Source organism: Streptomyces sp. LX-29 (assembly GCF_029541745.1).
Classification (GTDB): Bacteria; Actinomycetota; Actinomycetes; order Streptomycetales; family Streptomycetaceae; genus Streptomyces.
In genome coordinates, this window is the sequence record NZ_CP089746.1 from 2,953,926 (window position 1) to 2,980,872 (window position 26,947).

A 26,947-nucleotide genomic window follows, 5' to 3' on the forward strand; every position below is an offset into this window, starting at 1 on the left:
GGGGCTGGGCCGCCGGGGCGGCGGATGCTTGGCGGTATCGAGGCCGCCCCGGCGGTCATGGGCGGGTCAGCGGCGGTGGTGGTCCCGCTGGCCGGTGAGCAGAGAGCGCAGGACGACGGCGGCCACGGCGACGGACACGGCCGCGACGGCGACCGCGGCGAGCAGGGCCGTCAGGACGATGCCGACCGTGACGACGGCGGCGATCGCACCGGCGCCGGCCCCGATCGACGGCGCCATGCGGCGGGCCGGGGCGGGGGCGGCGAGGTGCTGGCAGGAGCACGCCGGGGCGTGACCGGGCCGGGTCACGTGGACGGCGGGACCGATCACGTGGGAAGACGGCAGGACCGGGGCTTCCGGGTACTTCGGTCGGAACACGGAGATCACCTCTCGACTACTCGTCTAGTCATGTGAGCCGTTGACGACGTCCACGCCGGAGCGCGTGCCGGACTCGATCGGCGGGGCGAGGGCGGTTTCGGAGAGCCAGAAGCCGAACAGCGCGATCACGGCGGCGACCCAGAGGCGGACACCGAGGAACTTGATCGCGAGCCAGACGACGATTCCGAGGACAAAGACCAGGGGCAGGCTGACGGTCACGGGCAGGTCCCTTCAGCGGACGGGGCAGCGGTGGGTGCGCGCGGCCAACTCGGCGGCGGCGCGGCTGTCGTAGTCGGCGGAGAAGCCGCAGTTCGGGGCCGTGCACGCGGCGGTGTGCTTCTCTCGGCCGCGCTGGTCGTGGGCGGTGCCGACGCGTACGGGGCCGATGCGGGCGACGTCGCGGAAGCGGCGGAGCATGCTCAGCCCTCCCGGCGGAGGCTGCGGCCGGAGAACTCGCGCAGGATGCGGGCCGCCTCGGCGGGGTCGTCGGTGCGGTCGGCAGCCTCCTCGGCGAGGAGCCGTGCGAGGGTCGGGTGACCGGTGGCTGCCATCTCCTGGGCGGCGTCGAGGTATTCGGATCGGGTGGGCAGGCGTCCAGCCATGGGAGATCGATTCCTTTCAGGCGAGTTGGGCGGCGATGGCGTCCGCGAGCGGCGCCGGGACGCCGAGGCGGGCGCGGAGGGTGTCGGTGTCGATGGGGGCGCCGGTGCGGGCGTGGTGTTCGTCGGCGAGCTTCCGGGCGTGGTTGACCAGGGCGGGCGGGACGTGAACCGTCGTGGGCGGACCGACGTCTGACGGCGTCAAGTCCGAGGTCGGCACCTGTCGTTGCTCTACGGAGGAGCGCGTGAGCGGCTCGTGAGCACTACCGCTAGGCAGTTTCGTTTGGATCAGCCGGTCGTTGGTCTGGGTGTGCCGTTGACTGACGCGCAGTGGGCGCGGATCGAGCCGTTGCTCCCGGACCGGACGCCGAGGCGCGGTGGTCGGTGGCGGGACCATCGGGAGGTGATCGACGCGATCGCCTTCAAGTTCCAGACCGGAACCCAGTGGGTGCACCTTCCGGAGAAGTACGGCAACTGGCGAGGCGTCTACAACCGGCTGCGTATGTGGGCCGTCGACGGCACCTGGGAGCGAGTGTTCACCGCTCTCATAGCCCAGGCCGACGCGGACGAGGACCTGAACTGGGCCGTCTCTGTGGACTCCACGATCGTGCGAGCACACCAGCACGCTGCCGGGGCCCGCAAAAGGGGGCCCCGGCTGGAGAACCGGCCGACCACGCCATCGGCCGGTCCCGCGGCGGGCTGACCACGAAGATCCACCTCGCGGCCGACGGCGACTGCCGGCCCCTGGCCTTCGTCCTCACGGCCGGCCAGGCCGGCGATGCACCCGCCTTCGGCGAGGTCATGGCCCGTCTGCGCGTTCCCCGCCGACGTGGACGACCTCGCACCAGGCCGGACGTCGTCCTGGCCGACAAGGCGTACTCCTCACGTGCGATCCGCGAGCATCTACGCCAGCGCGGCATCCGGGCAGTGATCCCCACCCGGGCGGATCAGCGCGGCCACCGGCTGCGTCGCGGCAGACACGGTGGGAGGCCACCCGCTTTCGACCGTGACGCGTACAAGCAGCGCAATACCGTCGAGCGGTGCATCAACCGCCTGAAGCAGTGGCGAGGGATCGCCACCCGCTACGAGAAGACAGCGGTCATCTACCTGGCCGGACTCCACATCGCGGGCATCTTCCTCTGGTCCGCTCGGTGATCCAAACGAAACCGCCTAGGCTTGCCCTGCCTCTGATCACGCGGCTGGGCGCCCGGTTGCGTTGATCGGCGGGTTTCGAGTGGACCGGCGACCACGCCAGCCTGCCGCCCTGTGCGGTGGGTCCGCCTTACGGTGGGTGGTCGCCGGTCTCGTTTCTCTCCGGTGTCCCGGTCGCCGCTTCCGGCCGAGGAGGGCACGGTGGTGTGGGCGAGCAGGGTCCCGCCAAGGAAAGCCACGGCCGGCCATCCGGCGACCAGGATCCGGAGCCAGGCCGGTACGTCGGTCAGATCGAGGAGTCCCGCGGTGGCGACGTTGGCACCCAGGGAGGCGGCCAGCGCGATGACGAACCAGCACCAACCCGCCGCCTTGGACGAGCCCGACCGCAGCCGGCGCCAGGCCGCGACAAGCAGCAGGTCGACGGAGACGGGATAAGCCCAGGCTTTCCAGCCGTCCTGTCCGGCCGCCGAGGCAAGGTCGTGGAGGTGGGCGAAGGAGAGGGCGGCGGCGATGACCGCCTGTACGAGTACGGCGTCGACGCGTGCCAGGTGAGCACGCATGGGCGAGCCTCCTTCCGGTATCAGGCATGGCGGGGGTAGGGACGTGGCGCGGAGTCGGCCGCACCGGCCGTGGGGTGGCGGGATCAGTCGAGGACCGGCACCGACTTCGGCGATGCCTCGGGAGCACTCGCCGCCCGGGCGGGCATGGCGGGCCGGAAGGGGTCAAGGGCGGGCAGGTCCGGCACGAGGTGGACGTACTCCCGGCAGACCGCGGCCGCGTCGCCCAGCGACAGATAGGGCGTACGGATGCGGGACCAGCCGCCGGACGTGTCCCCAGCGACCGCCAGGCCAGGCAGTTCGGGGGCGATGGCGCAGGCCGCGCCGACCGCTTCGGGGGCGATGTCGCCGAGCGCCATCTTTGCCGAGGCTTCGTCGTTCACCCGGTGGCAGACGCGGCCGGAGAGCTGGGCGCGGAGCATGGTGGCGCCCTTGCCCAGTTCGGCCCCGAAGCGCTGCCCGCACACCTCCAGGTAGATGCCGGCTGCCCGGCCGAGCTGGGCGAGCCGGATGAGCTGGGTGACCATCTCGTCCCGCCGTTCCTCGTCCTTGCGGGTAGCGACGAGGAAGAGTTCTGCGACCTCGTCGACGAACAGCACCACCGGCACGGGCCGTTCATCGTCCGGCAGTCCCCAGATGTCGGAGGTGATCTCCTCGTTGGGGGTGTCCAGGGCGATGCCTTGCCGGGCCTTGATCAGGTCGTACCGCTCTTCCATGAGCCCGATGAGGGCGGGGAGCAGTGCGGCGGCCTGCGTGGGGTCGGTGGCCAGGGCCGACAGGCGTGGGGCGAAGGGTGCCAGTTCCACGCCCCGCTTGCAGTCGATGCCGACCAGGGCGACCGGTTGCCGGGCGAGGCCGGCTATCAGGTGCCGCAGGAACATGGACTTCCCCGAGAGCGTGGCGCCCAGGGTGAGCTGGTGTGGCACGGTGCGGTAGTCCCGTACGAACGGCGTCGCGTCCTCCCGGAGCGCCACCGGCACCCTCAGGAATCCACCCCCGTCCCCGCGGGGCATCCGCACCTTCCGCAGGACGTCATATCCGACGAGCCGCAGTTCGACCACGCCGGGTTTGACCACCGAGACGTGGACGGCGTGAACTCCCCAGGCGTGCCGTAGCCGTTCGGCGGAGGCAGCGACGTCCGCGGGTTCCTGCCCCGGTGCCAGCCGCAGCCGAAGGCGGAGCCCGGTCGAGGTCGGGCGGATCATCCCCCGACGCGGCGGAACGGGCCGGACCTCCCGGTGCGTAAGCGCCCGGGTCGCCCAGACGCGCAGCCGCGACGGCGGGACGGTCAGCCCGCAGGAGTCCATGACAGACCCGTATGAGCCGAGGAGCCGCACCGTGGAGACCGGTAACCCGATGGTCGACCAGTAGGCCGCGGGGTGGCTGGCCCGGAGGTAGGCGGCTCCGCCCACCGTCGCAGCGACGGGACCGCCCACCTCCATCAGCGTCATGGCGTCGACCATCGGACTCAGGCCGCCGACCCGTGAACCGGCAGGGCGGCCGGGGCGATGGCCTCGGCCCGGTAGGCGATGCCGTGCCGCTGCTGCCCGTTGAAGACGCTTTCCCAGGGCCGGGCGACGAGCCCGATGAGCGTGACCGGCGAACCGAGGATCAGCCCGTCCGTCACCCCGCTTTCCGGCACGGTGACCTGCACGAGGGAGGACTCCCCTCCCTCGATGTAGACGACGCCCAGCCGCATCAGCGCCTCACCGCTTTGCGCGTCCTTGGCTATCTCGCCGGTCTTCCTGTCCTTCACCTTCGGCTCCGGCGCCTCGGTCAGCAGGATGGTGGCACCGGAGGTCTCAACTCGAATGGAACGCACTGCACTTCTCCTTGCTCTCGCACAGATGACACAGGGCATCTAGTTGTCTAGATGAGTTGCATCGAACGAACCCGACCGAGCGGGAACGCGGTCCACTGTGCCACACAACTTGCCAACTCGTCTATACGAGTATGTGTGTTGAGGTGTACGAGTCGCGGAGGTGCGCCGGACAGCGCCCCATCCGACGTGCTGTCAGGTGGCGGGCAACTGGTAGGCGAGGACGTACGCGTCGGCCGCCATCACGGTGTCGCAGACCTCGACCGCGCGCCCCTCGGCATCGAATGCCGTGCGGATCAGGTGGATGACCGGCACACCGGAGGCGAGTTGCAGGGTGCGCACCTCCTGCGGGGAGGGCATGCGGGCCCGGATCTCCTCGTCGAAGTGGTCGAGGCGATGCCCCATCTCCTCCAGCCGGGCGTAGATGCCGCCAGGGCCGGGGTTGGGCTGGGCGATCGGGGTGTTCCGCGCCAGGTCGAGCGGGAGGTACGAGGTGGCGAACTCCACCGGTCGGCCGTCGAGCAGGTACCGGCGCCGCCGGGCGAGGACCTTCCGCGGCGAGCCGAGGCGGGCGGCGATGTCCTGGGAGGGCCGCTCCTCCTTCACCTCCAGGCTGTCCACCTCGGGATGGCCCCCGGCGGCTTCCGCCTCCACGGTGAACGCCGACTTCCCCTGATCGCGATGGCGGCGGGCGAAGCGGTCGGAGGCCAGGCGCCGGACCGGCGGCCGCGGCCGGACGAAGACGCCCTTGCCGTGTTCGGAGACGGCGAGCCCCTCCTGTTGGAGGAGGGAGAGGGCGTTGCGGACGGTCATGCGCGAGACGCCGAAGTGTTCGACCAGCTCCGTCTCCGAGGGGAGCTTGTCGCCCTCCCGGAAGCGTCCCTTGTCGATCGCTTCGCGCAGCTGGTCGGCGATCTGCCGGAACACGGCGCGATCACTGGTCGGGTCCAGCGCGCCCAGAACGCCGGAGGCAAGGGGAGACATGCGGCTAACTCCTTTAGGTATCTAGACGAGCGGCTGACCCGTGTTGCTACGGTGGAGAGCCTAGTCAGCCGAGAGGGCCGAGGAACGTGAGCACTGACCGCCCGCACTCCGTGAGCGTCGCCGGGGTCATCGTCGACGACGCGGGCCGCGCCCTGCTGATCAAGCGGCGGGACAACGGTAAGTGGGAACCGCCGGGCGGCGTGCTCGAACGCGGAGAAACCATCCCCGACGCCCTGCAACGCGAAGTCCTCGAAGAGACCGGCATCAAGATCGCGCTTCCCGCGACCCTCACCGGCGTCTACAAGAACATGTCCGCCCTGATCGTCTCCATGGTCTTCCGCTGCGAGGCCATGGACGGCACCCCGACCACCGGAGCGGAGACCCGCGCCCTGCGCTGGGCCACCCGCGAGGAGGTCACCGAGCTCGCCGACGAGGCGTACGCGATCCGCGTCCTCGACGCGCTCGACAACGCGTCCCCGCCTGCCGTCCGCGCCCACGACGGCGTGCGACTCATCTAGCACAGACACCCCGCCCATGGCCGCTCACCAGCACGGAGGAACTTGTATGGACGAGTATACGAGTAGAGTGCGCGTCTGGGGACTGATCTGTCCAGGTCTCCACGAAGAGGTAGCCCGCGCCCGCCGCTGGACCCGCGACATCCTCAGCGGACATCCCTGCGTCGACGACGCCGAGCTGATCGTGAGCGAGCTGGGCACCAATGCCCTCATCCACTCCGTGAGCGGCGCCGACACGGGCACCTTCCACATCACGCTGTCCCGCTCCGAGCACCTGGTCGTGGTCTCGGTCAGCGACTCCGGCAGCCGGCCCGGCAAGCCGCACGCCCCGAGGTCCGAGCCGGAGGGAACCCACGGCCGCGGACTCAGCATCGTCATGACCCTGGCCTACCGCCTCGACGTCACCGGCAACGAACGAGGCCGCACCGTCACCGCCGAACTCCACGCACCCACGGCAGGAGCCGAAGCATGCTGACCTTCCCCGTTGTCCACGGCTACTGGTGCGAGTGCCTCATCCACTCCCCCGGCGAGTCCCACGCGGACCAGGTCGCCGCCATCGAGCAGCACAGCCCCGAGCAGGCCACCCGATGGATCCGCATCACCATCCGCACCATCTCGTTCGCCCTCGACCTGGATGCCGGCGCCGAGGCGTGGGACTGGGTCGACCGCGGCTACAAGGACATGGAGAACGCCCTCAGCAACGGCGAACCGGCATCCTTCACCCTCCGGCACCAGGACAGCGAGATGCGGTGGACCGCCCGACCGGTCATCTTCCTGCCCCTCGCCCACCGCACGGCCACCCGGCTCCCGGCATGCGCGGAACAGTTCCAGTGCCCCACCCCGTACAAGCTGACCTGAAGTCCACACCAGAACCGCTGAGTTACAACCTTCTCTACAGGTTCAAGGCGGCTCGCAAGCTCGCCGCGCGCGGCCCGGCTCCCCGGGCCGCCGCTCCTGTCTCCGCCCCGCTCCAGCCCGGTCCGCCCGGCCGCGCGGCAGCAGCGGCCACCTTGGCTGAGGAGAAGAGCGCCGTCGTGGCTGGGGGTCGGCTCCACGGCTTTACCCACCTCCCCGATCCGGGTCCCGCGTCGGGCAAGGCCAGGGGGCCACTCGTGCTCATTGCGGGCAGGGGCAAGCCTGCCCGAGTTGCCTGGCCAGCGTACGGCCCCCTGACCATGCCCGACCCCAGACCGGGCAGGCCACCGGCCAAAGCCGCTCCACCGACCTGCGCAGCCTTACCACCCCCTAGCAGAGGATCGAATTGCGGCCTCAACAAGGAGGAGTTGTAATTGTTTTAGGTACAGCATCTGCTGCGAAGTGGGACCATCATGAGCTATCAGGAGCGAATCGTCGCCTATCGATCCGCACCTCCAGGGATACAGATCGCCCAATGCGTCGGGAACACAATTACATTGACAGATAGCACACTAATCATCCCGGGCGCCACGCACTCGAGAGTACCCCTTTCCGAAATTGGGGCCGTTTATCACCAGGGCCACTCAGGCGTGGTGGTAGACGCCTGCACTTACACCTTTTCCCTTGAATGTGAGTCCACAGGCGATCGGGACCAACTAGCTTTCGCCATTGCATTGCTGGCAAAATGCAACTTGCGCAATGCCGACTATGAACTCATAGACATGGACTCCCTCAAGAAGAAGTACTTTACGAACACCGGGAGTGCATCCTGCGCCGCCGCGCTAGCTGCACTGATCGCGACCATCGCCGTCGCCACATCCGGGGTGAGACGCCCGGAGTCGCAGCAGATATAGCGGGTTCAGCCCTCACCCGGAGTTGTCCAGCGAGACGACTCACACAGCCCCCCACGCATCAACCAGAACGGCCAGGAACCATGAATCCGACTTGCATAGGGTGCAATTCCCCCACCGACACGGTTCTACACTTTCGAGGCAACGGGCAGTGGCTGGTAGCGGGCCTAATGTCCCTTGGCACTGAACCCGATCAGGCCACAATCATGATAGGCAAACTTCTCGAATGTACCCCCGAGTCAGTATTCGACTACGCAGACGAGGAAGATCTTCCTTTGTTCTGCTGCAGCAAATGCGCGAAGGAATCTGGGTACCCGCCCCCGTTCCTTCCAGGGATGCCTGGTTTCGTCATCGCCCAGCCGGGCGGGACGTAGCTTCATCGCGACCATCCCTGCGCTAAGACTCTAAGAGCGAAGTCTTCAGCGCCGACCATCGCTCTCGGTCCCGACGGTGGACTGTGTGTGGACTAGCAGTCGCCTCAAGACGGGCGCATACGCCCGCAGCCTGCCGAAACCTTCGACAGCGCAGGGGCCTCCGGAGCCGTTGCAGTTCAGCTATAGGGTGCGCAGCATGACGTCTGAGTCCTCGACTGCCTGTCCCCGGTGCGGCAGGTTGCTGGAGGCCGGCGGCTTCGTGCTCTGTGGCCGGAAGGACGACGGCAAACGAGGTTGCCGCACACTATGGCGTTGCCTCGACGGTCATGCGTGGCGGAAGTGGGCCGACCGTCCGCAGGGCGACTTGGAGCCGTGCCCACACCCGGAGTTGTTCAGCGGCTGACATCCACACCTGACATCAACGACGCCGGACGCCAGCGGCCCTGAGCGGCCGGACATGGAAGCCGATGCTGCCCAAGGGTGCGGCCGGGACGACCAGAAATCGAACTCCTAAAGCGGGTGTCGCAGGTTCGAATCCTGCCGGGGGCACCAGCTAGGCCGCTGGTCGGGACGGTAGAGCGCCCTGGTGTTCGTTCGAATGCCAGGGCGCTTCTCAGTTCAGAGTCGACATTGAACAGCAGCACCCGTGATCACGAAGCGCGTCGAAGGTCTCGTTGCTCACGCCACCCCGGCTCGCCAGCGATCAGCGGCTTCAATCGTGTGGCGGGTCCTGCTGGCTCTGGCTCCTTCCCTCTGCCCGCAGGCTCTGTCGAATTTCACGCCACGCGTGGATGACCTCTGCCGTCTTCGTCATGACATCGCGCGCCTGCGACAGCAGCAGACTCAGGGCACCTGACAGAGCCAGGATCAACAGGGCGAGGCTGTCCCAGCTCATCGGGATCCGCCCTCCCGCACAGCCGGGCCACTGGGCCGACCGGTTCGGCCTGGCAGCACTCTGTCGAGCCAGTCTCGATCGGCGTTGAGGTCTTCCAGCCTCTGTCGCGCGTCGTCGCCGTAAACAGGGTCCCCCCACCTGAAGCGGATCTGCATGACCCCTGGCACGTCGGGATGCTGGTGCTCCAGGTAGAAGGTGCACTGATAGCCCCGCCGTGCTGTCCCCTGCAGGCTGCAGTCGCAGTGGCGGCGCATGATCCTCAGCGGCAAGCCCCAGACATCGTCCATGAGGCGGTCGAGAAATGCGTCGTGTGCGAGAGATACGTCGCGATGCGTATCCAGCTCGAAGATCCACTGATCCCCGGTGATCCAGGAGCGAGTTGAGTAAGCAGTGCTGAAGTTCTGGAAGATCGCGATACGGCGGAGGAGCCCTGAGCCGAGCCATGCCAGATCCCGATCCGTTTGCACGAGTGAGGCGAGCTCACGCTCGTCCTCCAGTTCGTAGGGCGATGGTTCGGCTTCATCCCACAGGGGCACGAAGCCGCCCTCTTCCAGGTCACGCCTTCGTTGTGCGAGCAAGGGGCGCCAACGGGTGCCCGGGGCTCCCCTCAGCACCAATCGGCTGTCGGTGTTGACCAGTTTGAGGTGAAGATCCGCGTTCCGGACACCGGCGACACGCAGCCGCATCACACCGCCGACCTGGACTCCGGGTTCTGCAGACGGAAGCAGATGCGCCAGCGCGTAGTCGGCCATCGGGAACTTCCGGCCAGGACGGGACCCACTGTGACTATCCAGAACCACGACGGATTGCCCAGGCGTTAGACGCATGCCGGCGATTCCCACCGGGTGTGCCCACCACTCCCCTCCGCGGCCGAGCTCCTTCATCACCTGAGCTTCGAGGAGTGCTTGTTCGCCGAGCGCATTCGGGAGGAATGGAACCTGCCGATGAGCCCGAAGTGCCTCTGAGGCGTATTGGAACGGCTCCCCCGAGTAGCAGCTTCGGGCGCGAGCAAGGCGGGTGAGACGACCACCAGCAGCCATGATTCGATCCGTCCTCGAGTGCTGCCGCCCCTGAGAACTCGAAAACTGACCGGTACGCCCGAGCGTGGGCGCGCAAGAACAGATTCTGATTACGACAGGTGCAGCGCTGGCTTCTTCGCCCCTCTGGTGGCACCGCAGACGGGGCAGCGCGGTGCCGGGACAGGCCGCCTATCCGGCCCAGCCAGCGATAGTGCCGTAAGACCCTCGGGCCTTGCAACTCCCCACCTCAGGGCGGGAGATAATGCCGGAACCGGCTCGGGCGCTCACTTCAAGGTCGTGGGCTCGGCAGCAGAGCCCACGACCGACATCCCGCCAACGTGTTCATCAGGCTGCTCGTCCTCCAGAACAGCCACGACCTCCCCACGTGAAGGCCCCGGACCGGTCATGGTCCGGGGCCTTTTCACGTGAGCGGCCGCACCGGCCGCGGTGAGGGCTAGGACAGCCCCCACGCCGCGTTCGTGAAGGTCTTGCTCCGCATGAGGAACTCGCCGAGGTATCCGTCATGCGGCAGGCCGGGGACCAGTACATGGGTGGGGTGGTCGCCGACGTGGAGGTTGCCGATGGTCGGTTCGTCGAGGAGGCGCCGCACCAGGGCCTGGTCCGACGTGAGAGCGGTGAGCACGATCGTGTCGCGCAGCGGGGCCAGGCCGTCGGCGCGGCTCCACGGCGCGATCCACACGCAGGGGAACGGCATCTCCAGGCGTGCCTGTGGGGCGTCGGCGCGGTCGAGCTGGAACACCGCGGGGCGCAGCGCCGCGGCGCCGTCGCCGAGGTCGGCGACGATGGTGTCGCCGCCGAGCCACGGCGTGGCCCCGGCGGCCTCGGCGTGGAGGTGCTTCTCCAGGGCGAGGGCGGCGTCCAACCGCTTGACCGGCAGCACGGCCCGGTCGTCCTCCGGTGGCAGTGAGGGGAGGTCGGCCAGGCGGTCGGCGACGGCCTTGGCCACCGGGGCCGGGTCGCCTTCGACGAAGACGGCCGTGGTGTTGACGCAGCCGGCGCCGGCCTCCTGGCTGATCGAGTCGACGATCGTGTCGAGATGCCGCATGACGTCGGTGTCCGCGGTGATCAGGATCTTGGCCCGGCCCGGTCCGTGCGGCAGCACGGTGGTGCTGGCCCGGTACTTGTCCATCACGGCGTCGCCGCCGTAGACCATGGCCAGGTCGGCGCCCTCGACCAGGTCGTCGGCGACGCCGTGGTCGGAGGGCAGGAGGATGACCTGGTCCCTGCCGAAGCCGGCCTCGTGCAGGGCGGTGACCAGCCGGTGCGCGCTCAGCGGTTCGCGTCGCGAGGGGCGTACCGCGACGCGGTAGCCGAGTGCCAGCGCCTCCACCCACTGCACGTGGACCCCCGGGTGGTTGCCGGCGGTGAGCACGGCGAACACGTCGCCCCGCCGGATCCACACCGCGGTGCCGGCGCCGTTCGACGCGTCGCGGCTGCCGCGCGGTCGGGCCTGGGCGGCGAAGCCGTACGCGCCGGCCAGACCGGTCGCGGTGTTCCGGGTGGCCTCCCGCACGATCGAGATCGGCAGGCCGCTCACCCGGGCCACGGCGTGCTGGTACTCGTCGACGGACATGCCGTTGACGGTGGCGGTGGCGAACAGCCGGCCCGCCTCGGCCAGTGCCCGTACCCGCTCGTCCAACGGCGCCGTCTCCGCCCGCCGCAGCGCCGCCATGCCGCGCCGCGCGTACAGCCGCGGCACCATGCTCAGCTCCGCGACCGGCCGACCGGTGACGTCGTGGACGACCTCTCTCGCCTGCGCCCGATAGGGGCCCTTGGGGCCGAGGGCGTCGAGGTGGACCGGTGTCGGAGAACCGGCCATCGTCAGTACACCCCCTCGACGACGGTGGTGCCGTCGAACGTCGGGACCGGCTTGATGTCGGCGACCGCGTCGCCGCCGAGGCCCTCGGCGGCGGGACGGCGGATCGCGGTGTCCCGTTCGAGGTTGTTCGGGATCAGCATGCTGCGGCTGATGTGGCTCATGACCACCTGGCCGCGTTCGCCGTAGGGCACCGTCCTGCCGGTGTCCGGGTCGACGACCCTCATGCTGACGAACGGGTACGGCGGGTCGAAGGTGGACGGCTCGTCCGCGGCCAGCCCCGCTCGCTCGTACATACCGGCGCCGACCATGGTGCTCCCGTAGAAGCCGAGCAGTTGCGCCTCGGGGAACACCTCGTCGCGGAACAGGCTGCGGGTGTCGACGCTCATCGAGGCACCGCCCCAGATGAGGGTGCGCACCTTGCGGTTGATGAGCTCGGCCAGCTCCTCGTCGTCGGCCAACGCCTCCAGCAGCGGCGGCGTGGTGAAGATGACGCCGACGTCCTGACTCCGCAGGATCCACCCGACCTGGTCGAGGACGTGTGCCAGGTACCTCCTCGTGTCCTCGGAGCGCCCCTCCCCGACGCACTTCTTGACCCATCGCGGGTCGAGGTCCACGGTGAGCGGGACGCCGCCCCGGCGGTGCGCCAGCGTCCGCCCCATGGGGGCGAACATGTGCGGTCCGCTCGGGCCGATCGTCAGCCAGTTCACCCCGTGGGGAACACCACGGGCGTCCAGGACCCCGCTGTGCCACGAGTTCAGCTGCTCGTGGAGGTCGGGAAGCCAGGCGACGCGCTTGGGCGCACCGGTCGTCCCGCCGCTCTCGAAGACGTCCAGCGGGATCGGCGCGTCCCCGTATCCCCGGGGGACGAGGTCCTCCACGCGGACGTCACGCAGCTCGTCGACGATGTTCGGGAACAGCGTCAGGTCGGCTTCGGTACGGATGTCCTTACGCGGGTCGAAGTCCAGGCTCTTCGCCCGCTCCAGCCAGAAGCGGGATCCCGTCTTCGGGTCGAAGTGCCACTCCATGGCGGCGGCGAGCAGGTCCGACATCGAAGGCGGCCGTTCCCACGGGGTGTCGAGCACCGGCAGGGGCCGTGCCGGCGCGGCCGCCCTCCTCCTGGCCTTGGTCGCGTGCTCGGTGAGCACGTCGGCCACCGCCGTCGCCACCCGATCCGCCTCCTCGTGGCTCATCACCAGGGGCGGGCTCATCAGCACGGTGTTCGGGTTGTTGCGGATGATGATCCCGCTGCGCTCCCGGACCAGTGGCGGCACCCACTCGGCCGACAGCGGCTCCCCGGTGTCCGGGTCCTGGGCCAGTTCGATGCCGATCATGAGGCCGATCTGGCGCACCTGGCCGACGGTGGGCAACTCCTCCAGCCGGCGCAGCTGGGCGCCGAGGTGGTCGCCGACCTCGACGGCGGCCGCGAGCAGGTTCTCCCGCTCCAGGATGTCGAGGTTGGTCAGCGCCACCGCGCAGCCGGTCGCGTGACCGCTGTAGGTGTACCCGCCGATGAACCCCTCGTCGCGGGTGACGACGTCGACCACGCGGTCGGCCACCAGCAGGGCGCCCATGGGGAAGTAGCCCGAGGTCAGCCCCTTGGCGGTGACGATGAAGTCGGGCGTGACACCCATCCGCTCGGCGGCGAACCAGTGCCCGGTCCTGCCGAACCCCGTGATGACCTCGTCGAGAATGAGCAGAATCCCGTGGGCGTCGAGCAGTTCGCGCACCCGCGGCCAGTAGTCGCTCGGCGGTTCGACCACGCCGGCCACGCCGAGGATCGGCTCGCCGATCATGACCGCGATCTTGTCCGCGCCGATCTCCTCGATCGTCTCCCGCAGCTCCCGCAGGCAGAACTCGGTGGGGTCCTCGCCGCCGTACATCTCCGGGTGGAAGGGCATCGGCGGCGTCAGGTGCCGGACGTGGGGCAGCATCGGGCCGAAGCCCTGGTGGAACATGGGCATACCGGTCGCCGCGCCGCCGCCGTACGTGACGCCGTGGTACCCGAAGTTGCGGGCGAGGATCCACGTCCGCTCCGGCTCGCCACGTCGGTGGTGGTACAGCCGGGCCATGCGCAGCGCGGCGTCGACCGCTTCCGCGCCGCCGCTGGTGAAGTACACCCGCTCCATCGGGGAGGGCGCCAGGTCGATGAGCCGGCTCGCCAGCCTGATCGAGGGTTCGTTGGTGAACTCGTGGAAGCTGCTGAAGTACTCCAGTTTCGACATCTGCCCGGCCGCGGCCTCGACCAACTCGCGCCGTCCGTGGCCGACATGCGCGAGCATGAGCCCGCCGGTGGCGTCCAGGTACTCGCGGCCGTGCGCGTCGCGTAACCGGCAGCCGGAGCCCTCCACCATGATGATGCGATCGGTGACGTCGCCGGGCAGGTGTGGGTGGATCAACCGGGATCGGTCTTGTTTCACCAGGACGTCCGCGTCTATGAGCGGTGCCCTCGTCGGGTCCAGTCGCGTCATCGCATCCCCCATCGACAGTCGACCGGGAGTTCCATTCCTGGTTCTCCGCGAAGGATCAGTCTGCAAGCCGAGGCAGAGGGGAAGCGACAGGGTCGAACGAACCAGGTCATATCGTGGACAAAATCTTCTCCACCTCGACGGTGATCGGCATCTGGTTCCGCGACGCTCCGCCACCGCCACACCGCTGCGCGCTTGGCACCGCCACGACACCCTTCGCACCGCCGCGACGCTCGGCACCGCCACGACGCCCCTCGCACCGCCACGACGCTTACACCGCCACGAGGACCACGAACGCGCCGCGCGCCGAAGGCATGACGCGTCAGTCGTCAGTCCCTCCCGTTCTCCGGCCGGGGCCCGCGCGTCACGAAGAGGGCGGTGCCGACGAGGAACACGGTCACGGCGGGGATCCAGGACCAGGGTTGGGCGCCCGGTTGGGCGGCCCAGGCCCACAGGGCGTGGGCGCGGCCGAGGGCGTCGCCGCGGGAGAGGTAGAGCATCGTGAGGTAGACGAGGGTGGGCGCCCAGCTGAGTCGGGCGCCGATGACCGTGGCGGCGGCCAGGGCGACGCCCACCCCGCCGAGGAGGTTGCGGAGGAGCCCCCAGGTGCCGATGAACTCCGAGGTGGAGGGGACCGCGAGCGCCAGGGCGAGGCCGGCGATCACGATCAGGAGCGAGACATGGGCCAGCCGGCGGGCCGGCCAGGGGCGGACGGCGGTCGCGTCCAGGTCCGGGGAGTGCTGGTACGTGCTGATGCCGATGGCGCAGGCGGCGAACACGGGGGCGAGCGCCTCGGCGCGGATCCGCTGCGCCGGGTCGAGGTAGACCTCCGGGACCTGGGCACCGACGACGGTCAGGGCCGCGACGGCGAGCAGGGCGAGCACGGTGCCGGGCAGGGCCCGCGACCGGGCGTAGAGGACGAGTCCGTGGGCCGGAGCGTGGGCGGCGGAGTGGGGATTCACAGGGCGGGCACCTTTCCGGAGCAGGCGCGGGTGGCCGCGAAGTAGCGGCCGAGCCAGGCGCGTCGGCGATCCTCGTCCATGGAGGTGAGACGGGACAGCGCTCGGGCCCGGGCGCGGGCGTTCTCGACGGACTGCCGATCGCCCTCCTTGTCCACCCGTTGCTCGTAGTCGTTCCGCCTGCGGTCGCTGAGGTCGTTGGAGACCAACCAGTCCCGCACGGCGTTGTGGAGGTGCTCGTCGGGTCGGTTCTCGCAGTCGGGGAGGAGCATCGAGGCGGCCTCCCAGGCGAACTGCTCGGGTTCGGCCAGCCCGCCTCGTACGACGCTCTGCCCGTAGTAGAGCTGCGGCAGTTGGAAGCGGTCGGGAAGGTGGTCCACGCCCTCCAGCCGGCCGGTGATGCCCGACAGCGCGGCCGACACCTTCGGCAGCAGGTCCTTCTTCTCCGCCTCGACACACACGCGCGGCCTCGAGTCGTCGCAGACCTGCTTCCGCATGTGGTCGGGCAGTTGCCACATGTCCTCGCCCGTCCGCGCCATCGGGACGGCCGCGGCGACCGCGGCGGCGAGCGGGACGACGGCGACCCAGGACCATCGGGGGCGCAGGGTGTGGGCCAGGGCCGCGGCGACGGCGAGGCCGCCGATCCACGCCATCATCGCTGGTGGCTGCCACCACACCGGCTCCGCGTGGAAGCCGTCGTCGGCGGCCGGGCTGAGGAACCGGGCCGAGGAGTCGACGTCGGCGAGGAAGGCGAGCAGCAGATACGTGACGGCGGCGAGGGCCGGCGCCGCCAGCCGCCATGGCGCGAGCCGGCCGACGACGGTGCCGATGACCGCCACGCCGGCGAGGAACACCAGGTCCGCGGCGACCGGCGCGAAGATCGGCCGGCCGCCGGGAACATACGGCCAGGTGGCCAGCTGCGACCCGGTCACCGCCACGGCGTGGCCCACCACGGCCGCGAGCGCCACCGGCACCGCCACCACCAGGAACTGTGCGAACTCGCCTCTGGCCCCGGAGGCGCGCAGCTCCGCCATGCGGCTGCGGCGCTCCCGCGCGCCCTGCCAGCACCCCGCGGCGGCCGCGAACGGCCCGAACAGCATGACGGCGGTAGTGTGCAGGTATTGCCGGGTCTCGGCCCAGCTTCCCTGCCAGTAATCCGCCGCGTTCGCCATGTACAGCGCCTCGGCCACGCACATCACCAGGGCGACCCAGAGGGCGAGGCCGCCGCGCAGCTCGGCGAAGAACGGGTGGCGGAGGCGGCGGGCCGGCGGCGTCACGGGGCGCGGCGCCTGGCGGCGGACGAGGGAGGGGCGCTCATCGAGCCTCATCGGGCCACCCCTCGGGTGGCCGCCGCCCCGGAGCGTGCCAGACGCAGCGCGGCGGTGTAGCCGCGCTCGATGGGGCTCCCGGCGGAGTCCCCGTCGTCCGAGCGCTCGCCGAGCGCGGCCAGGGAGTCCGGCGTGCCGCGGTAGGCCACCGTCCCGGACTCGATGAGGGTCACCTCGGTGCACGCCGCGGCCACGTCCTCCACCAGGTGGGTGGAGACGAGGACGGTGGTGCCCTCCTGGCCCAGCTCCCGCAACAGTGCGCGGAACTCGACCCGCTGTTCCGGGTCGAGGCCCGCGGTCGGCTCGTCGAGCAGCAGCAGGGCCGGGTCGTTGACGATGGCCTGGGCGATGCCGACCCGCCGCACCATGCCGCCCGACAGGGTCTTCATCCTGGTGTCGAGGCGGTCCGTCAGCCCGACGCGGGCCACGGCACGCTCGACCGCCGCCCCCGCCTCGGCCGCCGGCACCTCCTTCAGCCAGGCGACGTAGGCGACGAAGTCCCGCACGGTGAAGCCCGGGTAGTAGCCGAAGTCCTGCGGCAGATAGCCGAGCCGGCGGCGGGCGGCGGACAGCTCCCGGTGCCCGGACAGCACGCGGCCGAGGAGCTCGACCCGGCCGGCGGTGGGGCGGGCGACCGTGGCCAGCACGCGTATCAGGGAGGTCTTGCCCGCCCCGTTCGGGCCCAGCAGGCCGTGCACCCCGGGGTCGAAGTCCAGGTCGACGGAGTCGAGGGCGAGGGTTCTGCGGTGCCGGACGGTCAGTCCGCTGATGGTCAGTACGCTCACGAGAGTCTCCAGACGGTTCATACGCGGGGCCGGCCGGGGCCGGGCGCGAGGTCGAACGAGTGGCGGCGGAGGGCGACGAGCGCCGCGCACAGGGCGGCCGCCGCGGCCCAGCCCGCCTGCGCTCCGGCGCCGGACAGGCACCGGGCCAGGTGATCGGTCAGCGCCATCTCCCAGGGCACGCCGCCTCCCCGCCGGGAGGCGAGGAGCGCCGGCGCGAGGACCGTGATGGCCCAGGCGCCGGAGAGGAGTCCGGCGGCCGCGGTACAGCCCAGGTACGAGCCGAGCGCGAGGCAGCCCAGCGTCAGCGCCAAGCCCGGCAGCAGCCAGGCGGCGGCTCCCGGCACCCCGGGCCCGTCCGGCACCACGGCGCCCGCCGCCGTCAGCAGCGGCAGGCTCACCGCGAGCACCGCCGCGCTCCGGGTCAGCAGCAGCCGCAGGGCACCGGAGGGGGAGGCGAGGGCGATCTCGTGCGCTGGGTCGGCGGACGGCCCGTAGGACATCGCCACTCCGGCCGGCGGCAGCAGCGGTGCCAGGGCGAGCAGCAGCGGCCGGACGCCGTCGACGTCCGCCCCGTACGCCAGCCCCACCGCGCCCGCGCACACCAGGAGCACGGCGATCACCCAGGCCCCGCGGAGCGCGGGACCGGCGGCCCAGAGCACGCGGCCGAGCCGACCCGTGCGGCCGGGCAGACCGGCGCGGCCCAGCCGACGCATGCGGCCGGGCAGACCGGGCAGGCCAGGGCGGCCGAGCCGCCGGGAGCGCGCCGGGCGGTCGGCGGCACCGGCGCGGGCGTGCCCTGAGTGGTCGGCGGCACCGGACGACCGCCGCGGGGCGGCCGCCGGCGCCGGCAGCGCGCCAAGGAGCGCGCCCCGCACGTCCTCCAGCACCCGCGCCGCGTCCCCTCGCGAGCGCACCGCGGCCGACACCGCGGCCGCGCAGCCGCCACAGACCTCCACGTGCTTCTCCAGCGACCACGCCGCCGCCTCGTCGAGCGTCCCCGCCGCGTAGCGCGCGCTCATCGCCCCGTCGACGTGCCACGTCCCGGCCGTCGGCCGCCCCCCGGCGGCTTCCGGGGTCTCGTGTCGACTCGTCACGTCAGACCTCCCAGCGGTGCGCGATCCTCGGACAACTCGGCCAGGGCGGCACGCAGTTCGCGGCGGGCCCGCATGGCCCGGGTCTTGACGGTGCCCTCGGGTATGCCGAGCAGCCGGGCGGCCTCCCGGGTGGTGAGCCCGTCCACGACCGTGGCCCTCAGCACCTCCCGCAGCTCCGGCGAGATCCGGTACAGGGCGACCCCCACGTCCCCGTACTCCAGACCGTCCAGCACCCGGTCCTCGGCGGAGGGCGCGACCGGCGCCGGCGCGTACTCCACCCGATCGGCGCGCGCCTGGACCCGCTGCGCGTCCACCAGCCGCCGGGCGGCGATCACCCACAGCCAGCCGCCGCACTCCGTGCCGCGGTAGGAGGCGGCGGATCGCCAGACGGTGAGGAAGGTGTCCTGGAGCACCTCCCGTACGGTCTCGGGGTCCGCGCAGCGCCGCGACAACCGGGCGAACAGCCAGCCGGCGTGACGGTCGTAGAAGGTGGCCAACGCCGTCTCGTCCCCTCCGGCGACGGCCCGCAGCAGGGCGGCGTCGTCGTCTCGGTCAGCCCTTCGCGGGCGGAACAGTCTCACGACTCCTCTATCGCCGGCCGGCCCGCGTTCGGTTCTCCGGCGCCGTCATCGGCGCAGACCGACCGCGGCGTCGGTACGCCGAAGCCCCGGCGCCCGATCGTCTCGGGGGCCGGGGCGACGCGGGTCGGGGTGTCGTCATGGCGTGGACGCCCAGCCGGGGGTCGGAGACGGGGGGCGGGGGCGGGTGCGGCGGGGGGGGGGGGGTGCGGCGTGGGCGGGGTGGTGATGACGATCGAGCCGTCGTCCGCCAGCAGCGGGAGCAGCGCCCGCACGGCGCCGTACGCGCCCATGGTCGGCACCGCGAGCCGTCGGCCGCTCTCCGCGTGCTCCCCGCCGTCGACGTGTCCCCGGGCTCGGACGTCCCCGCCGCGCCCGTCGGTGCGGTCGGCCGGCCGCCGGCGTGCTGGCCGCCGGCGTTGACGAAGGCCATGTCGACACGGCCGAGGGCGCCCCGTGATGAAACACCGGGGCGCCGTGCTGCGGCGCCCCAGCGCGGCCATGGACTACGGGGCGCGATCACCGACATCGGCGACCGCCATACGCGTCACGGCGCCACGTCACGGCACCGCATCACGGCGCCCCGTCACGGCCCACGTCGCCGGGATGCGGTCACACGGGGGCGCGGTCAGATGGGCGCCCGGTCACGGGCGCGGCGTCACACGGGGCGCAGCGACGCATGGCCGGGCGGGTTGGCCACGGCGACCCGCATACCGCAGCAGTCGCACCAGAACTCCCAGCCGTTGGCGTCCACCTCTTCGCTTCCGCACCCCATGCACGGGTCGGAGACGAAGCACGCCGACTGCCCCTGCCCCGTCTGCCGCGGTCGGGCCATCCGCTCCGCGGCGTAGCAGGCGATGCACAGTCCGCCGGTGAGACCCGGCAGTTTCATCGGCCTCGCGCGGCAGTGATCGCAAGACAGCTTTCCGACGAACTCGGTCGGCAGGGCGCGCAGTCGGTTCTCCTCGCTCACGGCCCCTATTGTCACGCTGGCACCGCCCCCGCGCCCCCATATCCGGAGCATTGGCCGGGCTCGACGGATCGATGCCCCCGGGGGGCGGTCGGTAGGGGTCGTCATGAGCGAGCATCGTGACGACCTGTCACCTTTCTCCGGACCGGCCGGCAACGTCCCGGTGCGCCTCAACCACTAGCGCCCACGTCGTTGTTGGGAGCTCCGTCGCCCGTCGTGGGCAGGTCGCCGCGCTCGACGCCGCCGGCCCCGCCGTCTCCGTCCGCACCTCGGGGCTCCTGGGGGAGCACGGAGTCGATCTCGGCGTCGTCGGCCTGGTGGGCGGCCTCGGCTGCGGCGCGGAGGGTGTCGCGGTCGACCGAGGCGCGGTCGGCGTGGAGCCGGATGGCGCGGTTCTCCTCGTTCCGTACGTACTCGTGCGCGGTCCCCGAGACGCGGTACTCGCCCTGACCGTCCCGCTCGCAACGGACCTTCTCGCCGTTGGTCGTGGACCCCGCTATGGCGCAGTCGTCGCTCCCGGTCCGCTTCTCGTCGACGGACAGCTGGATCATCCCACCGCCCTTCGCGGCGACGTAGGCGCTCTGGAAGCCGTGGTCCCCGTAGACGTTCACCGACTGCTCGGCCACGTCGAAGCCCTTCACCTCGGTCACGTAGACCATGTCGAGCTGGATCTCCAACGCCTTCGCCCGCCGTTGGAGTTCGGCCCGGTCCGCGCCGCCCTCGTCGCCCGACTCCGTCCCGCAGGCGGTCAGGGCGAGGGGCAGCAGCAGAAGGGGCACCAGTGCCTGGCGTATGTGTCTCATGGGGGCATGGTGTCGCATCCATGGGCGGCGCGTGCCTTCATCAGGCTCTCGGGGTCCGCGCCTGTCGTTCTTCCAGGACCATGGGCAGCGGGCCGAGGCTCAGCGTGATCATCGGGGTGGGCCGGACCCGGGAGCCGCCGGCCGGCCGCAGCCGCCAGCGGGCGGCGACGGTGGCCAGGACGAGCAGGGCCTCCGTCATGCCGAAGCGGTCGCCGATGCACCTGCGGGCGCCGCCGCCGAACGGGAAGCCGGCGCCGCGCGGCAGCGAGGCCGCCCGTGCGGGCAGCCAGCGGTCCGGGTCGAAGCGGTCCGGGTCGGGGAAGGCCACCGGGTCGCGGCCCAGGGCGTAGGGGCTGATCACGAGGGTGGACCCGGCCGGCAGCCGGCGGCCGGCCAGCTCGACCTCGCGTGTCGTGATCCGGTTCAGCAGCCAGAAGGGCGGGTACTGCCGCAGCACTTCGGTCAGGACCTGCCGGGCGTACTCCAGCTCGGGCAGGTCGGCGAGGTTCGGCGGGCGGCCGCAGAGCACCTCGTCCACCTCCGCGTGCAGCCGCGCCTCCGCCCCTGGCTCCGCGCCGAGGACGTGGAACGTCCAGGCCACCAGGTTGGCCGTGGTCTCCACGCCGCCCAGCAGCAGGGTCATCACCTGGTCGTGGACCTCCCGCCGGGACATCCGCCCACCGGTCTCCTCGTCCTCGGCGCCGATGAGCAGGGACATCAGGTCCTCGCCGTTCCCCTCCCCCGCGTCGGTCGTCCCGTAGCCGGCGATCGTCCGGTCGATGACCTGGCGCAGCCGGGCGAGCGCCCGGTCGAAGCGGCGGTTGGCGGGCGTGGGCAGCCGGTGCAGCGCGTCGACCGGCAGGATGGTGCGGGTGAAGATGCCGCGGGTGATGACGGGCAGACAGCGACGCAGCTCGGCGACGGCGTCGTCCTCGATGCGGCCGCGGAACATGGCGCGGACCGTGATCCTGGTGGTGAGTTCGTACAGCGCGGCGCCGACGTCGAGGATCCGTCCCGGCCGCCAGTGGCGGAGCACGGCGTCGATCTCCTCGCCCATCACGGCGGCGTAGCCGGGCATCCGGTCGGGTTGGAACGCCTGCTGGAGCAGTCGACGCTGCCGCTGGTGGTCCTCCCAGGTGGAGGACGCCAGTCCGTTCCCGATGATGGGCCGCACCTTGTCGAAGAGCGGGCCGCCCTTGTCGTAGGTGCGGGCGTCCCGGAAGACCTCGTGGGCCACTCCGTGCCCGCAGACCACATGGGCCGGGCGGGCGCCGAGGCGGATCTCCACCAGCTCACCGTGGCGCGCCATCGAGGTCAGGAAGTCCAGCGGTGCCCGGGCCAGCGGGATCGCGTGGCCGAGCAGCGGAAGCGCCCCCGGCGCCGTGCCCGCCCGAGGTCGCTCCGCCCGCCCCGTCCATTCCGCCCGCCGCGTCCATCCCGTCCCTCCCGTCCACCCCGTCCGACGTGTCCGTCCCGCCCACCCCGTCGGTCCCGTCATCGCTGCCGCCCTTCGCTCAGCCTGGCGACCGGCGCGGCCAGGCTGATCCAGCCGGAGGTCGCCCCGTCCCAGACGTATCCGTCACCGAAATACCGCGGCGTGAGGTACTCGAACTCCTGGCTGCCGCCGATCAGTCGGTCCAGTCCGTCGAGGTAGGTGCGGACGTCGGCGCGTGTCCCCAGCGGTCCGCGGCACACCGCCTCACGGGCGGCGAGGTACGACCTCTCGTGGTACTCGACCAGCCGGCAGACCCGGTTCACGGTCTGCTGGAGCGTGAGCCCCTCGTGCTGGCACAGCACCCGCAGGGCGTTGACGGTGTCCTGCCGGCTGTGCTCCGTGCGCCATGAGAGCAGATCGTTGACAAGGATCAACTGCCGAACGCCATGAGCGTGCAGCTCCCTCAGCGACGGCTCGTCGACGAAGGGCGACATGTCGACACCGATCGCGTACTCGGTGAGCAGCGTCATGAAGTCGAAGCCGAAGCTGTGCGGTCGCCAGGTCATATAGCTCGCGTAGTCGGGCACCGCGCCCGCCCGGCGGAGGGGGAATTCGCTGGCCGTGCCGTCCAGGAAGGTCCTCAGGGCGGCGCTGAACCGATCGGCCTGACGTGGGCTGAGCCCCGGACCGATGCGCCGCCACAGATCGCAGGCGGCGCATCCGTACGGGAAGCCCGGGTCCGGCTCCGCGCCGGCGGTGAAGTCCTCCAGGATGCGGGCGAACTCCTCGCCGAGCCGGCGCTGGCTGGCGCCGAGCGCGGTGGGGTCCATGGCGAGGTCGTCGATGACGGTCACGAACTGGTAGAAGTCGACGACGTTGAGCGCGTGCGCCTCGTCGGCGGTCGGGACGGTGAGCGATCCGTAGAGTCCGTTCCGCTGCCGCAGGTACTTCAGCAGCTCCTGCTCGTCGGCGAAGCAGTCCGCCAGGAAGCGGCGCACCCATCCGTTGGACCGGAACTCGATCTGCGCGGCCTTGGGGTGGTACGCGTAGGGCAGCAGCCGTGGAAGCTCGGGGAGGTAGAACTGCCCCTCCGCGCGTCGCCGGCCGTCGACCGCCGGGGGCCTGGTGCCGGTCATGAGCTCCTCACCCGGACCGGATGCGCCGGATCCAGTGCCGACGCGGGCGGCTGCTGATGGACGAGTGATGCCTGTAACGCTGCGGTACTCATGGTGTTTCCCGCGGGGGAAGAGGAACGAAGAGGTGTCGAAGCGCGTGGCGTGCTCCGACCTCACGGAGCTTTCACCCGCGGATACGACCGGAAACCCCGTCCGACCTTGACCTCTACCTCACGGCTCACAAAGCGAGGCGAAGAGCGGCGCGCCTTGAGAGCCGCACGCCCCTGGCCTGCGCACGTGCCGCACGACCGGCACCGCGACCCGGCACGGACGGCCACGACATACGGCGCGAGGACGGCGCGGCCGCGGCGCCGCACGAACGCGGCGCCGCACAAACGTGACGCCGCACAAAAGTGACGCCGCACAAAAGTGACGCCGCACAAAAGTGACGCCGCACAAAAGTGACGCCGCACGTGCAGGCTGCCCGTGGGCGAGGGCGCGCTACCCTCCCGCGCCCTCGCTCGCGAACCGGCTGCGCCCGGGCACCGCTCTCGTGCGGTGCGGGAACGCGCCACCGCGCGGCGTACGGTCGGGCCGCGCTCCGCTGGTCGTACGGGTCAGGGCCCGGGCGGGCGGGCGCCCGACCGCCGCGGCGTCCGCACCGCTACGCGCCCCACGTCCCCGCGCGGCGCGGCGGCAGACCGGCGGCCACCAGCTCGTCGCTGGCCCGTCGCACCAACTCCTCGGCGCCGCAGCGCACGGCACCCTCCACGCCCTGGTACAGCTGCGCGGCGGCCTGTGCCGCCCGCCCGTCACGGCGCAGCGCGGCTCCGAGCTCCACCTGCGCGACCGCGAGCAGATGCGCCGCGGACGACCGCTCGAGGTGATCGACGGCGCGCCGTAACAGGGCGATGGCCTCCGGGGGCTCCTGCACCCGGGCGGCCACGCACAGCGTGTAGCCGACGGCGGAGTCGGTGCCGAAGCGCTCCGCCCGCCGCACCGCCTCCCGCGCCAACTCGCGTGCCCGGTCCGGGTCCTCGGCGTGCACGGCGAGGGCCAGCTTGAGCATCCAGGGGCACCAGCTCGGATTGTGCACCCCGCGGGCGTCCAGCCGCCGGCCCACCTCGGTGAGCTCCTCCGCCGCCTCCTTGGTCCGGCCCCACGCGAGCAGCAGCTCGGCGCCGACGGACTGGGCGTCCGGGATGGTGACGGCGGAGGGGAAGGGCCTGCCGAAGTCGTGCCGCGCGGCGAGCTCCTCGGCCGCCTCCCTCTTGCCCCGGGCGAGCAGGATCTCGATCAGGCTGCCGACGGCGTACCAGTGCACGGGAGCGCCGGGCGCGGCGCGGCCGGCCAGCCGCAGCCCGAGCCGGGCGAAGTCCTCCGCGTCGGTGAGCCGGCCGGCGCGGAAGTGGATGTAGCCCAGGAAGGAGTAGCCGAAGGCCAGCGGTACGCCGCGCTGGCCCTGTCGCTCGAACTCCGCGACGCCGATGGTGAAGAGCTCCTCCGCGCGGTCGGGCCGGTCGCAGTAGAGGAAGGTCAGCCCGACCAGCGCCGGCACCTCGAAGCCCCACTGCTCGTCGGTCCAGTTCATGCCGTCGGCCAGGGCTCGCTCGGCGTAGTCCAGCACCACGGCGGCCGGCTCGCCGCGCAGCATCGCGTCCCAGGCGCGCAGCCCGAAGACGTAGCGCTCGGTCTGGTCGTGCCCGCTCAGCCGCTCGGCGAGCTTGGCCAGCCGGCGCGAGTGCGTGGGGGTGTCATGGTCCTGGGAGCTGAACGCGGCCATCATGAAGTGCTCGGTGTGCAGCCGGAGTCGGGTCGGGGCGTCGGTGGTCGCCCGGGCCTCCTCCTCCAGCAGGCCCACCGCCTCGGGCATCCGGTCGCAGTAGGCGAGCGCCCGCGCGAGCCGGATGACGATGCCCTGACGGAGCGCGCCGTCCGGGCCGGCCTCCTCCAGCGCCGACCGCAGGTTGTTCACGGCGGTCGCCGGGTCGTGCCACAGCGCGGGACAGCCGAGTTCGTAGAGGAGCGTGGCCCGCAGCTCCGGGACCGGCCGCTCGCGCAGCGCCCGCTCCAGACAGCGGCGGGCGGCGTCGGGCGCTCCGGTGCGCAGATACTCCATGGCGGCCTCGCGGAGCTGGCCGACCACCCAGGGGTCGTCCTCCGGATGGATCTCCATCAGATGCCGCGCGGCGGCGGCCGCGCCCTGCCCGGACTCGATGAGGTCCCAGGCCGCCTTGCCGTGCAGCGCCACGCGCGTGGCCGCCGGGATCGAGCGATAGATCGCCGTCGCGATCAACGGATGGGCCAGCTCCAGCTTCGGGGTGTCCTTCACCAGACGGGCGGCGCAGAGCCGTTCGGCGGCGTCCGCGGCCTCCGCCGGGCCCATGCCGGCTATCGACATCACCAGGCTCGGCGACGCCTCCGCACCGAGCACGGCGGCGGCCCGGGCCAGCCGTACGGCGGAGGAGTCGAGTCGCTCCAGCCGCGCCACCACGCTCTCGTCGGTGGCGGCGGCCATGGACGGCAGCAGGCCGGTGTTCTCGCGGGTCGGGGACAGCTCCTGCCCCTTGACCTTGGCGATCAGCTCCAGGGTCCGGAAGGGGTTGCCCTCGGTGGCCTGCCACACCCCCTGGCAGAACGCCTCCTCCGCCTCGGCGCCCATTTCGGCCCGGACCAGCTCGGCCACCGCGCCGGGGCTCAGCGGGGCCAGTCGATAGGGGCGGGTGTCGCTGCCCGCGACCAGCTCGTCGAGCGCCGTGACCTCGGCGGTCTCGGCGGCCGCTGCCGGGTGGTCCTCGGTGCGGTAGGCGACCACCATGAGCACCGGCAGCTCATCCAGGCGGGACGTGAAGCCGCCGAGCCAGGCCAGCGACTCCGGGTCCGACCAGTGCGCGTCGTCCAGCACCAGCACCAACGGGCCGCGCTGCACCGCCACATTGATCAGCACCCAGTCCAGGCCGTCGCGCACACCCTGCGGGTCCGGGGCCGCGCCGTCCTCGACGGGGCACAGCCCCACACAGGGGCCGATGATGTCGTACCAGGCTCCCAGTAACTCCCGGCGCTCGGCCTCGGGGTAGGAGGCCAGCAGGGGTTGCAGCAGCTGCCGCACGACGTGGAACGCGACCGCGCGCTCCCGTTCGCCGCCCCGGGCGAACAGCCCGACGCACTCGCGCTCGGCGGCGAGCCGCCGCACTTCGGCCAGAACCGTGGTCTTGCCGACCCCGGCCGGGCCGGTGAACACCAGTAGTCCGCCGCGGTCGGCCTTCGGTCGCTGGACACCGGCGGGGGACCAACCGCCCAGGTCATCCAGCCGGGCCCGGACGGCGGCCCACTCGGCCTCCCGCTCCAGTGCCCTCGGAACTCGCCCGTCAGAAGCGGCCGCCGCACGTAGGAATGACGCCATCCACGAAGCGTATCGGCCACATCACACAACGCGAGGGAGAGTGACAAGACTTCCGTTTCCACTTGCGGGCGGGGTGGGCTACTTCTAAAATCCCCGGCGGTTTCGACCGTCAGCGGC

26 protein-coding genes and 1 pseudogene are annotated in these 26,947 nt (G+C 71.4%); 4 read left to right on the forward strand and 23 right to left on the reverse strand.

Going from position 1 to position 26,947, the window contains the following annotated elements:
* Nucleotides 1-66: 66 nt before the first annotated feature.
* From LRS74_RS12580 to LRS74_RS12600, 5 genes and pseudogenes are all read right to left on the reverse strand, one after another.
* Nucleotides 67-375, reverse strand: a complete 309-nt coding sequence (locus LRS74_RS12580; RefSeq protein ID WP_277741092.1) for a hypothetical protein — start codon at nucleotides 373-375, stop codon at nucleotides 67-69.
* A 24-nt stretch (nucleotides 376-399) separates the two neighbouring features.
* On the reverse strand, nucleotides 400-594 hold the full coding sequence (locus tag LRS74_RS12585) for a hypothetical protein (protein WP_277741093.1): 195 nt from the start codon (nucleotides 592-594) through the stop codon (nucleotides 400-402).
* Nucleotides 595-606: 12 nt separating this feature from the next.
* Nucleotides 607-798: a mobile element transfer protein gene (locus LRS74_RS12590; RefSeq protein WP_277744730.1), complete on the reverse strand. Its 192-nt coding sequence runs from the start codon at nucleotides 796-798 to the stop codon at nucleotides 607-609.
* The gene (locus tag LRS74_RS12595) at nucleotides 795-977 is read right to left on the reverse strand and encodes a hypothetical protein (RefSeq protein WP_277741094.1); all 183 of its coding nucleotides are present in this window, start codon (nucleotides 975-977) and stop codon (nucleotides 795-797) included. Before LRS74_RS12595 ends, LRS74_RS12590 begins: the two co-directional genes overlap by 4 nt.
* A gap of 16 nt (nucleotides 978-993) precedes the next feature.
* Nucleotides 994-1,143 (reverse strand): annotated as a pseudogene (locus tag LRS74_RS12600) (SpdA protein); the annotation flags it as partial.
* Between the two features lie 114 nt (nucleotides 1,144-1,257).
* Here LRS74_RS12600 and LRS74_RS12605 point away from each other — a divergent pair.
* Nucleotides 1,258-2,129 (forward strand): IS5 family transposase gene (locus LRS74_RS12605; protein WP_277738995.1). Its coding sequence is split into 2 segments (ribosomal slippage): nucleotides 1,258-1,618 and nucleotides 1,618-2,129, totalling 873 coding nucleotides; the frame shifts between segments, so codons are not numbered across the junction.
* On the opposite strand, the gene LRS74_RS12610 is transcribed toward LRS74_RS12605, so the two are convergent.
* The 4 genes from LRS74_RS12610 to LRS74_RS12625 form a co-directional block, all read right to left on the reverse strand.
* Nucleotides 2,078-2,686 carry a DUF2637 domain-containing protein gene (locus LRS74_RS12610; protein WP_277741095.1) on the reverse strand — a complete coding sequence of 203 codons (609 nt, stop codon included), beginning with the start codon at nucleotides 2,684-2,686 and terminating at the stop codon, nucleotides 2,078-2,080. The two genes, LRS74_RS12605 and LRS74_RS12610, sit on opposite strands and share 52 nt — an antisense overlap.
* An 83-nt stretch (nucleotides 2,687-2,769) precedes the next feature.
* On the reverse strand, nucleotides 2,770-4,146 hold the full coding sequence (locus LRS74_RS12615) for an FtsK/SpoIIIE domain-containing protein (RefSeq protein WP_277741096.1): 1,377 nt from the start codon (nucleotides 4,144-4,146) through the stop codon (nucleotides 2,770-2,772).
* Between the two features lie 5 nt (nucleotides 4,147-4,151).
* On the reverse strand, nucleotides 4,152-4,505 hold the full coding sequence (locus LRS74_RS12620) for a hypothetical protein (RefSeq protein ID WP_277741097.1): 354 nt from the start codon (nucleotides 4,503-4,505) through the stop codon (nucleotides 4,152-4,154).
* Nucleotides 4,506-4,697: 192 nt separating this feature from the next.
* Nucleotides 4,698-5,486, reverse strand: coding sequence for a GntR family transcriptional regulator (locus LRS74_RS12625; protein WP_277741098.1), 789 nt, complete (start codon nucleotides 5,484-5,486; stop codon nucleotides 4,698-4,700).
* 110 nt (nucleotides 5,487-5,596) lie between these two features.
* Between LRS74_RS12625 and LRS74_RS12630 the strand changes: the two genes are divergently transcribed.
* Genes LRS74_RS12630 through LRS74_RS12640 form a run of 3 tightly spaced genes read left to right on the forward strand, consistent with a single transcriptional unit; the run spans nucleotide 5,597 to nucleotide 6,859 of the window.
* The gene (locus LRS74_RS12630) at nucleotides 5,597-6,004 is read left to right on the forward strand and encodes an NUDIX hydrolase (RefSeq protein ID WP_277744731.1); all 408 of its coding nucleotides are present in this window, start codon (nucleotides 5,597-5,599) and stop codon (nucleotides 6,002-6,004) included.
* A 46-nt stretch (nucleotides 6,005-6,050) separates the two neighbouring features.
* Nucleotides 6,051-6,476, forward strand: a complete 426-nt coding sequence (locus tag LRS74_RS12635; RefSeq protein ID WP_277741099.1) for an ATP-binding protein — start codon at nucleotides 6,051-6,053, stop codon at nucleotides 6,474-6,476.
* Nucleotides 6,470-6,859, forward strand: a complete 390-nt coding sequence (locus LRS74_RS12640; RefSeq protein ID WP_277741100.1) for a hypothetical protein — start codon at nucleotides 6,470-6,472, stop codon at nucleotides 6,857-6,859. Before LRS74_RS12635 ends, LRS74_RS12640 begins: the two co-directional genes overlap by 7 nt.
* Nucleotides 6,860-8,853: 1,994 nt before the next feature.
* Here LRS74_RS12640 and LRS74_RS12645 read toward each other — a convergent pair.
* The 14 genes from LRS74_RS12645 to LRS74_RS12710 all read right to left on the reverse strand — a co-directional run bounded on the left by LRS74_RS12645 (nucleotide 8,854) and on the right by LRS74_RS12710 (nucleotide 26,830).
* The gene (locus tag LRS74_RS12645) at nucleotides 8,854-9,036 is read right to left on the reverse strand and encodes a hypothetical protein (protein WP_277741101.1); all 183 of its coding nucleotides are present in this window, start codon (nucleotides 9,034-9,036) and stop codon (nucleotides 8,854-8,856) included.
* A complete protein-coding gene (locus LRS74_RS12650; protein WP_277741102.1) occupies nucleotides 9,033-9,788 on the reverse strand; it encodes a hypothetical protein in 756 nt (251 codons plus the stop codon). Before LRS74_RS12650 ends, LRS74_RS12645 begins: the two co-directional genes overlap by 4 nt.
* 721 nt (nucleotides 9,789-10,509) lie before the next feature.
* Nucleotides 10,510-11,895 (reverse strand): aldehyde dehydrogenase family protein, encoded by a 1,386-nt coding sequence (locus LRS74_RS12655; RefSeq protein WP_277741103.1) that lies wholly within the window; start codon nucleotides 11,893-11,895, stop codon nucleotides 10,510-10,512.
* 2 nt (nucleotides 11,896-11,897) lie between these two features.
* Nucleotides 11,898-14,363: an aminotransferase class III-fold pyridoxal phosphate-dependent enzyme gene (locus LRS74_RS12660; protein WP_277741104.1), complete on the reverse strand. Its 2,466-nt coding sequence runs from the start codon at nucleotides 14,361-14,363 to the stop codon at nucleotides 11,898-11,900.
* 326 nt (nucleotides 14,364-14,689) lie between these two features.
* The gene (locus LRS74_RS12665; protein WP_277741105.1) at nucleotides 14,690-15,322 is read right to left on the reverse strand and encodes a hypothetical protein; all 633 of its coding nucleotides are present in this window, start codon (nucleotides 15,320-15,322) and stop codon (nucleotides 14,690-14,692) included.
* Nucleotides 15,319-16,647, reverse strand: a complete 1,329-nt coding sequence (locus LRS74_RS12670) for a hypothetical protein (protein ID WP_277741106.1) — start codon at nucleotides 16,645-16,647, stop codon at nucleotides 15,319-15,321. Before LRS74_RS12670 ends, LRS74_RS12665 begins: the two co-directional genes overlap by 4 nt.
* Entirely contained in the window at nucleotides 16,644-17,453 is an 810-nt protein-coding gene (locus LRS74_RS12675) for an ABC transporter ATP-binding protein (RefSeq protein WP_277741107.1), read from the reverse strand. The genes LRS74_RS12670 and LRS74_RS12675 overlap by 4 nt, the downstream gene beginning before the upstream one ends.
* Nucleotides 17,450-18,526, reverse strand: a complete 1,077-nt coding sequence (locus LRS74_RS12680; protein ID WP_347178128.1) for a zf-HC2 domain-containing protein — start codon at nucleotides 18,524-18,526, stop codon at nucleotides 17,450-17,452. The genes LRS74_RS12675 and LRS74_RS12680 overlap by 4 nt, the downstream gene beginning before the upstream one ends.
* Nucleotides 18,523-19,107: an RNA polymerase sigma factor gene (locus LRS74_RS12685; protein WP_277741108.1), complete on the reverse strand. Its 585-nt coding sequence runs from the start codon at nucleotides 19,105-19,107 to the stop codon at nucleotides 18,523-18,525. Before LRS74_RS12685 ends, LRS74_RS12680 begins: the two co-directional genes overlap by 4 nt.
* Nucleotides 19,108-19,762: 655 nt before the next feature.
* Nucleotides 19,763-20,077, reverse strand: coding sequence for a hypothetical protein (locus LRS74_RS12690; RefSeq protein ID WP_277741109.1), 315 nt, complete (start codon nucleotides 20,075-20,077; stop codon nucleotides 19,763-19,765).
* Between the two features lie 167 nt (nucleotides 20,078-20,244).
* Entirely contained in the window at nucleotides 20,245-20,877 is a 633-nt protein-coding gene (locus LRS74_RS12695) for a hypothetical protein (protein WP_277741110.1), read from the reverse strand.
* Between the two features lie 40 nt (nucleotides 20,878-20,917).
* The gene (locus LRS74_RS12700; protein WP_277741111.1) at nucleotides 20,918-22,375 is read right to left on the reverse strand and encodes a cytochrome P450; all 1,458 of its coding nucleotides are present in this window, start codon (nucleotides 22,373-22,375) and stop codon (nucleotides 20,918-20,920) included.
* Entirely contained in the window at nucleotides 22,372-23,448 is a 1,077-nt protein-coding gene (locus LRS74_RS12705; protein ID WP_277741112.1) for a hypothetical protein, read from the reverse strand. Before LRS74_RS12705 ends, LRS74_RS12700 begins: the two co-directional genes overlap by 4 nt.
* 643 nt (nucleotides 23,449-24,091) lie before the next feature.
* Entirely contained in the window at nucleotides 24,092-26,830 is a 2,739-nt protein-coding gene (locus LRS74_RS12710) for an AAA family ATPase (protein WP_277741113.1), read from the reverse strand.
* Nucleotides 26,831-26,947 lie beyond the last annotated feature (117 nt).